Here is a 7,521-nt window from a genome sequence, read left to right as displayed (position 1 = left end):
ATCCAGGTATATCTGCATTAGGTATTAACTTATTTAATTCTTTTACTGTATATAAATTATAAGAATTCTGTATTCGGTTTTCATCTTTAGCTTCCTCCTCATAAGAAGGTATCTTTTTAGCAAATTCATTCTCAATATTAAAAAAAGTTTCTGCATTTTTCTTTGCTACATCTTCATTTTCTCCATATAGCATATGTAATTTAGCTATATAATCTATATATATCTGTTTTATTTTTTGACTCTTCTCGCTAGTATCCTTATAATAAAACGAATTTCCTAATCCAAGATTACTTCTAGAAACATATAAAACATTAATGTTACTATTCTTATAGTCTGGACCGACGCCTAAGTTTATTAGAGGTTGAAAATATGAGAATTCATCATCCTTCAATATGGCTTTAAGATCATTCGTATCCTTAATTTCATTTATTTGATTCATATATTTCTCTAAGGGTTTTGTCCCTAATTCATCTCTTTTTTTCATATCTAGATAGTTGTTATATAAGTTTAAAACTTTTAATTCATCGCTATTCTTATCATAACTGTCTTTATTTTTTTGTATATCTGATATTATATTAAGAATATCTCCATTAACTCTCCCACATACTTCCTCAAATGTTCCATAGGAAATGTATCCATCATCAAGCTTTACCTTTGATAACCATTCCTTATTTACTGCATTATAAAAATCATCCTCTATCCTAGCATCACTATATGATTCTATACTATTACTGTTTAGAACACTTATTATATTAAATTCTGAGCTATATGGAGTATTATTTAATGAAGTTGATATACTTAAAAATAATACTAATATTATTGATGTAATTTTCTTAAGTGTAATTTTTCTCATACGTCTCTCTCCTCCTTAGTATTTTAATTGTAATTATCTATTTAATAACGATTCCAATCGTTTCACCTAAAGTTAGCCTAATACTATTATTTAATTTATTGCTATAAATAATTCATGTTTTTAAAATAAACAAAAAAAACCATCTTGAAATATCTATTTATTTCAAGATGGTTTTTGAATTATTACTCTTCGTAAATATATTATTTTTAAGATACGACTCCTGAAATTATAATTCCTATAGAAATCATAAAACCAGCTATAACTATAGCAACTGCAATATTTTTCTCCTTTAATTCTTGATTAAAATCAATCTTAGTTAGTACTTTATCAAAAAAGCAGTATCCGAAAATCAGCAATATAATACCTATCAATCCAAAAATAATACTAACTACAATATTGTTTACAATACCAGTCATAAATCTCTCCTCCTTATTACTATTTAAATAATTAGCCTTAGCTCATATTCTTCTATAATTGTATATTTTTAACATTACACTAATCAAATTTAAAGCCTATATTAACACTCAATGTATGTAGCAACACACATTGCATTTTTATCAGTTATAAAATCTCCCATTCTAGTAAATACTCCTGATGGTATATCACCTGTTATATATGTACCTATTACAGGAAACAAGTATTTGCTTTCCTCTTTCATTGTTGAATAAATATTTGAATATAACGTTTTAATATTTATTCTATCTTGAAACACTATATCATCTAATTCTTTACTCATTTCATCATAACTTAACATAACACCTGCTCCTTCCCTTGAAAGATATGGCTTGGTTACATAATCAAAAGAAAGAACATTATCAGGCTCTAAACATGTATATGGTATATATTTCAAAACAAACTCCTCATCATCACGTGAAAAGATTTTTTTTCTAACAAGCTCATGAATAACTGCGAATAGAGCCTTTGATTGAGTTATAAGTGTATGTCCAGGATTTATCAAGTACTGTCCCGAACTTAAAGGATCAATTAGTTTTTTCATTTCATCTTCATAAGAAAACCAGTCCAATGGATAATGCCTATAAATGGCATCAATTTCATTCCCATAGAGATAAATTTTATTGTTATTTACTTTCAAATCATATATATTTCCAAAAATCACACTATACTCATTCAATTCCTTTAATATTTCAGCTATTAAATTGCTTGTATATATATCCTCATAATACCAAGAAGTTACAACAGCAATATTTTTAACTTTTTTTATTTTCTTAAGTTCTTCTAATATATTAAAAAATGATTTTTTTATATGCTCCTTGAGATTTACATTAGGGTTTTGATATTGGATATTAAGTTTTTCTTTAATTATAGAATTTAATCCAATTGCTTCAACTAAACCTGCTGGTGTCTCAGAATTAAATTCTAAAATTTTCAAACTTCCATCATTATCAATAGCAAAATCAATTCTTCCTAATGCACAAAGTGATGTAGCACATGAAGTTGAAACTAATTTATAAAGTTCTTCTGGTATACCTAGTATAGGACCGAAAAGTTCTATTTCTTTTTGTATATATGGATATATTTTTTTTAAAATCTCACAAAACTTACTACTTACTGAAAGCATTTCTTTATAGGCACATTCTTTTAAAATTAGTGAGTTCAATGATATGTATTCATAAATATTTGTGTAAGCTCCTGTGAAATTATATTTAAATACACTTTCATCTATTATTTCATTCCAAATTTCTTTTCTATTTTTAGGATTAAATTCCTTTATATAAACCGGGAAATTTTCAACTCCTATTGGGCACATCCATGTGTAATCATCATTAGTTAGAAGTTCTCTACTCCATCTAACCAAAAGTCCCTCTACTTTATAATCCATTATATAAATACCAAAGTTTCCAAAGGCCAAAACTGGAATATTCATATTATTGTTCCCAGGCGCATAAGTATATTCTTGTCTAATATTTATCAACTTCTGCTTTACATGTACTTTATTGCTTTTAGATACAGTTTCAATTTTATTTTCCCACATTTCTTGTGTATAAAGCTTACCTATGTAAACCTCTTGACTATATCGACCCAAGGACGATTTAACAACATAGCTGTCCTTATTGATTATTACATCTTGTATATCATCCTGATTTAGTATTTCTGTGTACGGAATACATTTTGAAATTATTTCTTTATCCCTAATTGAAAGAAGCTTTGAATCAGATTTAACTAGATTCCATAAATAAGCGAAGAAGCCTTTTGCCTGAATAGCAATTACTCTAGGATCGTTAATTAACAATAGATTCCCACAATCAACACAATTCAATATTTCACTTATATTAGAAATTTCATAAAAAAATTCTGTAGGAAACAATCTTAAAATTATTTTAAGCTTAAAATTAGAATATGCATAAACATATCCATCTCTTACAGATAAATTATTGGGTCCAACTTGTACTATGTTAATATTAGTATCTTTCAAAATATGTTTAAAGTAATAACTGTGATGTAATTCTTCATAATGACACGGATCCATCAAAAATCCCACATCTATTTTTTCTTTCTCCATCTCATATTCTTTACATATTTTTAATAATTCTTTAACTACATTATTTATAAAACTAACATTTATATTTCCATCAAAACTACATTTACCTGCTAAATCAATTTCTTTTTGACCACAAGGTTTATCATAATTAAATTCTGCAAAATAAATATCCCCATCAACGTCTCTAAAAGTATCATATCTGGCCCAAAACATCGGAGACATTTGGCATTTCAAGTTAAATATTTTTTCTTTAAACATGAAATCATCAAAATAATTCAATAACTCACTATGCCCTTCCTTAATGTTCTTAAGTACATTTAATGAAATTCTATTTATTTCTTCACTATAAAACACCATTTTTTCATAAGTTGATTTATCAAAATAAAACGGTATTTGCGAGTGAACATACTCTTCACCTAAAGAACTCACCATATAGTTATTAAATAAAACATCTTCAGTATAATTAATCTGTTTTTCCATAGAGTAATCCACATCCTAAATAATTTCTTTGCATACATAAAGATACTTAAAATTTTAATTATCTTGTCGCTTATGCTAACTTGAACTTCCGCCCTTTGATCCAGAGTATCCTGATGATTTACCAACTGACGAATCTGATATGCTAGCTTTGCTCTTGCTAGAAGAGTCACTATTTATAGATGAACCACTGCTAAAACTATTCCACCCTCCAACGTGCCCACTGCCACTATAATTAGAACCATTTCCATCTTGGTCTTCGTCATCTTCTTTTTGAGGGTTGTAACAGCCTGTAAATCCAAGCGGTCCACTTACAAAAAATGCAGCAGCTACCGCAATGGATAATGCTTTCCTCTTATTTTTCTTTACTATCTGCTTGAAATCTTTCATTATCCCCTCACCTTTATCACTTCTACTTCTATATCCTCATTTATACAATTTATATAATCCTGTAAGTCATCTTTAATCTTATTTATAGTCAAAATAGTTATTTTAGTGTATCCAAGAATTTTTAGTATATCCGCACTTGGAAGATCATCATCACTTATTCCATATTGATTATTCAATTTATCTTTCAAGTCATCACTCTTCCAATTATCATTATACCTATCATACGGTATCAGCATAATAAACTTTTCAGTACTTATTTTCTTTAAATTCAAACCATTATTTATCAATTTATTAATATTCTCTTTTGTCCCTATTATTCCAAATGGATGGAATAATAAATTAATATTTAGAATCGGTTTTATAAAATATTCATTATTTAATAAAAATGCTAAATTTAAAATCTCATCAATAGGCAAATCAACAATCAAAAAATTATTCTCGCTGCAGTTTTCTACTATTATATTCAATGCACCTTGATTGCATTGACATGTATTTTCTTCTTTTAATATGAAATTATCATAGGTTTGAAGGGAAACAAACGGTGTACTTCTGAAGAACCCTTGAAATGGCCCTAAATTTGACTTCCATATTCTATACACCTTTCTTAAATCTATATCTTGTAGATACATATAATCCTACCTTTCATATGTTACTGCATAAATTCCACATAAAGATATGCACTGCTTAAACCCCTCTTGAGTTATAAAAACTAAGTGACTATCTGTGGATTCACTTTCACATACTTCTCCCATAATAGTAATTTCCGGATTAGAGTTTTGCCAAGAATTAAAATTTGAATAAATATTGATTTCTCTAGCATGCGATAAAAAACCATATGAAAGTTTATAAACAATCGCAAAGTTGTTTATAAACGAAAGTATTTGCCTATACTTCTTGAAGTCTTCCAATGTATCAATAACTAAAACTCCATTGTATATAGAATTCACCTCGCCCTCCAAGGTCTCAGTTGGTTTATCATCAAACCACTCATTATAAGTCCTATAAATAAAAATCTCCATTATTTACTCCTCATTTACTTTATAATACTAAATAAATATTACTCATATCTATCATCACTTACATGTCGTGCTCTGCACAGGTCATTACGCAAATTTACAAATTTAATAATATATATCTGAAAACTCAATACTTATCTTTTCTACTTTACTTTCATATAAACGTCCATCTGATAATAGTTTATCTTCAACAAATCTAACAGGTAACTTGACTACAAATTCGCTTCCTTTTCCAAATTCACTAAAAGCCTTAATATCTCCATTATGCATATCTACAATAGATTTTACAAGGGATAGCCCTATACCACTGCCCTGGCTATTGCGCGCAAGTGTTTTGTCTATTTGTCCAAATCTTTCAAAAATCATATTTAGTTTATCCTTCGGCATTCCAACGCCATTATCTTTAACAGATATTACAATATTATCTTTTTTATCATACATATTAACCAATATCTGTCCTCCTTTATCAGTAAATTTAATAGCATTAGATAATAAGTTTAACATTATCCTTTCAATTTTATCCAAATCGATTGCCATATCCTTTTCTTCCACATCTGTATCAAATATTAAGTCAATCCCCTTATTATTTGCATAATCTGCAACTGATAATGTTATATCTTCAATGACACTTACAACATTATAATTTTGGAGATTCATTTTAAAGTATCCAGAATCAAACTTTGATATGTCAATAAGATTATTTACAAGTCTTACAAGCCTATAGCAATTTTGTTTCATTGTTTTTAAGTATTTACCTGATTCTAACTTATTTTTATCATTGCCTGACAATGATAAGATCTGAACAGCACCCAGAAGTACATTCAATGGTGTTTTAAGTTCATGGGATATATTAGAAAAGAATTCTGTCATCATCTTATTAAGTTCTGTAGCCTTACTTATCAATTTTTTGTTTTCCTCGATGTTACTTTCTAAAAGTTGTATTTGCCTTCTTGAGGTAATATCCCTAAGCATGACCATAGCAGAAGGTTGTCCTTTATACATACAAAAGCTATTTGTAACTTCAATGTCCACAATTTTCCCATCAAGTCTCAATAGCTTGCTTTCAACAAATGGTGTACTTAATTTATTACATATAGCATTATCTATTCTTCTATAAACTGCACCTTTAGCTTCATCTGTAATTATTTTCTCAATATCTATTCCTATGATTTCTTCAACCTTTTCCGCTCCCAAGAGTTCAGCCATTTTCTTGTTCGCAAATATAAACTTATTATTACTAATAACAAAAATTGCATTGTCAGAGTTGTTTATTATCATATTAAGACATTCTTCATTATTAAATACTATTTCTTCAAATAATTTCACTTTATTATCAGCAGTATATAAATCGCTATTCATAAGATTATATGGCTTTCTAAGTCCTGTCTCTACAACTCCTTTGTATAAAAAATATGCAGCTAAAATCATTATAGTATGTCCTATTATAGTGGTAAATTCTGACGGAACTATATAACTTACAAAAAACATTTCGCATACTCCAGATAATATAAGAAAGCATTCAAAACATACAAATAAATACTTATCAATATTTTTTCCGAATATAAAAAATACAGTAGCAATTATTAAAAATGCAGTACACAATACATATTCACTAACTATTTTAAAGGAGGTCAACCCCACATTTTCCACATAACAATCTGGAAAAACTTTAAATATACATATTGACGATATCAAAAATATTGTTATGCAAAAATAAGCGATGAATAGTGCGTACGGATTTATATTCCTTTGTGGGCTTATTTTAAATATTATTGCAATCAAACATGTAAAAGCACCCATGTATCTTGAAGCAATCCAAAATTGGGTTGCTATCTTTAATCCATCCATACTGCTTAAGAAAGGCATTCCAGTATAAGTAAGCATATGAAATATTCCTAGTACTGCTACAAAAAAGTATCCAATTCCCAATATTAATAGGAAGTTGTTCTTATTAATTCTATAAGTATTAAAAGCAAATACAAATACTACTGCAAAAATAAAATTAATAAATAACTCAATTCCAGTATGAAAAAATAAATTACTATAGTTGTTCATAATAATCAGAAATCCCATAAAAATAAAAAAAAAGCTCCATTCTATCAACAACTCAAATTTGATAGATTTTGAAAGCCTTCTAATTCCTCCTGTACTCACAATGTGTACCTCCTTATAAACGTTTCTTAATAAAATTATCTTTAGATTTGTTTAATCATCTCACTATTCTTTATTTTACTACTTATACATAAATATGTAAATGTATTCGTTGTTATAGGAAAACTCTAAAA

Annotated in this window: 7 protein-coding genes (1 of these 7 running past the window's edge); all 7 read right to left on the bottom strand. The window is 27.9% G+C overall.

Features of this window, described 5'->3' with window-relative positions; translation table 11 throughout:
* Positions 1–853: the 5' end (the start) of a M13 family metallopeptidase gene (locus tag F3K33_RS02115; protein WP_039771119.1), read on the bottom strand. It extends 1,208 nt beyond the left edge of the window; the window shows 853 of its 2,061 coding nt (coding positions 1–853); it begins with the start codon at positions 851–853; its stop codon lies off the left edge, out of view.
* A 206-nt stretch (positions 854–1,059) separates the two neighbouring features.
* Entirely contained in the window at positions 1,060–1,269 is a 210-nt protein-coding gene (locus tag F3K33_RS02110; RefSeq protein ID WP_023975999.1) for a DUF350 domain-containing protein, read from the bottom strand.
* A 101-nt stretch (positions 1,270–1,370) separates the two neighbouring features.
* Positions 1,371–3,833 carry a glutathionylspermidine synthase family protein gene (locus F3K33_RS02105; RefSeq protein ID WP_039771121.1) on the bottom strand — a complete coding sequence of 821 codons (2,463 nt, stop codon included), beginning with the start codon at positions 3,831–3,833 and terminating at the stop codon, positions 1,371–1,373.
* Between the two features lie 75 nt (positions 3,834–3,908).
* A complete protein-coding gene (locus tag F3K33_RS02100) occupies positions 3,909–4,220 on the bottom strand; it encodes a hypothetical protein (protein ID WP_039771123.1) in 312 nt (103 codons plus the stop codon).
* Positions 4,220–4,849, bottom strand: a complete 630-nt coding sequence (locus F3K33_RS02095; RefSeq protein ID WP_039771125.1) for a hypothetical protein — start codon at positions 4,847–4,849, stop codon at positions 4,220–4,222. The genes F3K33_RS02100 and F3K33_RS02095 overlap by 1 nt, the downstream gene beginning before the upstream one ends.
* A gap of 6 nt (positions 4,850–4,855) precedes the next feature.
* Positions 4,856–5,239, bottom strand: a complete 384-nt coding sequence (locus F3K33_RS02090) for a hypothetical protein (RefSeq protein WP_039771127.1) — start codon at positions 5,237–5,239, stop codon at positions 4,856–4,858.
* Positions 5,240–5,341: 102 nt separating this feature from the next.
* Positions 5,342–7,390 (bottom strand): MASE3 domain-containing sensor histidine kinase, encoded by a 2,049-nt coding sequence (locus tag F3K33_RS02085; RefSeq protein ID WP_039771129.1) that lies wholly within the window; start codon positions 7,388–7,390, stop codon positions 5,342–5,344.
* Between the last annotated feature and the right edge of the window lie 131 nt (positions 7,391–7,521).

It is taken from the genome of Clostridium beijerinckii, assembly GCF_008705175.1.
GTDB lineage: Bacteria > Bacillota > Clostridia > Clostridiales > Clostridiaceae > Clostridium > Clostridium beijerinckii.
Note: the sequence above shows the minus strand (reverse complement) of the source record. Positions and strands in the feature narration are given on the sequence as shown.

Bases quoted from the DNA above. Each gene is read 5' to 3' on its own strand.
- F3K33_RS02110 (WP_023975999.1), bottom strand. From the start codon at position 1,269: ATGACTGGTATTGTAAACAATATTGTAGTTAGTATTATTTTTGGATTG.
- F3K33_RS02105 (WP_039771121.1), bottom strand. From the start codon at position 3,833: ATGGAAAAACAGATTAATTATACTGAAGATGTTTTATTTAATAACTAT.
- F3K33_RS02100 (WP_039771123.1), bottom strand. From the start codon at position 4,220: ATGAAAGATTTCAAGCAGATAGTAAAGAAAAATAAGAGGAAAGCATTA.
- F3K33_RS02095 (WP_039771125.1), bottom strand. From the start codon at position 4,849: ATGTATCTACAAGATATAGATTTAAGAAAGGTGTATAGAATATGGAAG.
- F3K33_RS02090 (WP_039771127.1), bottom strand. From the start codon at position 5,239: ATGGAGATTTTTATTTATAGGACTTATAATGAGTGGTTTGATGATAAA.